The organism is Acidimicrobiia bacterium, from assembly GCA_016650365.1.
Taxonomy (GTDB): Bacteria; Actinomycetota; Acidimicrobiia; order Spongiisociales; family JAENVV01; genus JAENVV01.
Window position 1 is genome coordinate 1 of the sequence record JAENVV010000186.1, and the last position, 1,654, is coordinate 1,654.

A 1,654-nucleotide genomic window follows, 5' to 3' on the forward strand; every position below is an offset into this window, starting at 1 on the left:
ACGTGTATCCGTCCGATGCGTATGACTGTCGTTCGTCGACGACGGCCAGCCGCCGCCGGGCCTGGGCATGGAAGAGGTCTCCGAGCTTGCGCAGTTGTTCGTAGCTGAGCTGAAGCTCCCGGTTGTCGAACTGGCCGACTGCTTCGTCTTCGGCCCAGGCGAGTGCGGTGTTGGCGATGGCAAAGACATCGCTGTTCGCTCCAGGATCGTATCCTTCTTCTCTATCGAACATATGTTCGATTATCGCCCAACACCACCCACCCGTCAAGAGGTCTGTTTAGGCCCGGTGGCTGGCTCCGGTACTGAACCTGCAGGTGGCGGTCATCAGCGGAGAGCTATGGCTCATCGGGCCGTTCCGTTTGTCGTAGGGTAAGCGTACGTCAGCTGATTTCGGAGGAGTCTGCATGTCACTCGTTGAATTCACCCAGGATGATGCGGTTGGTCTGATTACGCTCAACCGACCGCCGGTAAATGCCCTGTCCGAAGAGCTCGCCGCCGATCTGGCCGTGGCCATCGGCCAAGCCGAGGACCCCATGGTGCGGGCGGTGGTCATCTACGGCGACCCACACTTTGCGGCCGGTGCCGACATCAAAGGTTTTCAAGCGGCATTTGATGCCGGTGTGAAGGATGAGCTCGCCACGTCATTGGCAAACGTGATCCGACGTTTCGAGCTGCTCAGGAAGCCGACGATCGCCGCGGTCAAAGGGTTCGCTCTTGGCGGAGGACTCGAACTCGCGATGGGTGCCGACTTTCGATATCTTGCCGACAATGCCAAGGTCGGCCAACCGGAAATTCTGCTCGGCATTATTCCCGGAGCCGGTGGCACCCAGCGTCTGGCTCGGATCGTTGGCTACCAAAAGGCCAAAGAGATGAATTTTTCGGGCCGCCAGGTCGGGGCCGAAGAGGCGCTGGCCCTTGGCCTGGCCGACAAGGTGCTCCCGGTCGAGGAACTGCTGGAAGTGGCTCTCGCCGACGCGGCCGATTGGGCGACCAAGGCAACGTTGGGGCTGGCGGCTGTCAAGCGGGCGATGGGCGATGGCTGGGGTCGGCCGATAGATGAGGCCATGAAGGCCGAGGCAGATGCGTTTCAGGACGTGTTCTTCACTGAAGATGCCAAAGAAGGGGTTGCCGCCTTCATCGAGAAGCGCAAAGCCGACTTCACCGGCGAATAGCCAGTGGCCCGTCGATCAGAACCGGTCTGCTAGCCGCTGCAGGTTCTTTTTCCAGATGAGACGGAGAACCGGTTCCGAAACTGGTCGGAACAGGTTGCCTCCGAAGTACCACGGCATGTCGAGTTCTTCCGCCCAGGTGAAGCGGGTCCGGTCGTTTCCCAGGTCGGTCAGTCTGAAAATGCCTTCGCCTTTGACCACCCCCGAGTGAGTGGCGATCATCGTGTGCGGTGGCTCCCAGACGGTGAAGGTCAGGACATCGACGGTTTTGAGTGGTCCGACTTTCGTGAGCACTTCGATAACGGTCCCGGCTCCGGTCTTCTGATCCCCCCGGTAGGTGAGGGAATCGGCGTCGGCCATCCACTCGACGTGACTGGCCAGGTTGGCGAGATCGGCCCACACAGAGTCGATCGGGGCGTCGATATCAATGGAAACTTCTGTGGCCATGTGGTCAGACTATCGAGATGCCAGAGAAGTGGTAATCA

The 1,654-nt window shown here is 60.0% G+C and carries 3 protein-coding genes; 1 reads left to right on the forward strand and 2 read right to left on the reverse strand.

Annotated elements, in window-relative coordinates; genetic code table 11:
* On the reverse strand, window positions 1-232 hold a 232-nt coding region (locus tag JJE47_11255; GenBank protein ID MBK5267998.1), incomplete at its 3' end, for a hypothetical protein.
* A gap of 172 nt (window positions 233-404) precedes the next feature.
* Between JJE47_11255 and JJE47_11260 the strand changes: the two genes are divergently transcribed.
* Complete coding sequence (locus JJE47_11260) at window positions 405-1,172, forward strand: enoyl-CoA hydratase/isomerase family protein (protein MBK5267999.1); 768 nt, start codon at window positions 405-407, stop codon at window positions 1,170-1,172.
* 15 nt (window positions 1,173-1,187) lie between these two features.
* Here the strand turns inward: JJE47_11260 and JJE47_11265 are convergent, their stop codons facing one another.
* Complete coding sequence (locus JJE47_11265) at window positions 1,188-1,616, reverse strand: SRPBCC family protein (GenBank protein ID MBK5268000.1); 429 nt, start codon at window positions 1,614-1,616, stop codon at window positions 1,188-1,190.
* Window positions 1,617-1,654: the final 38 nt, after the last annotated feature.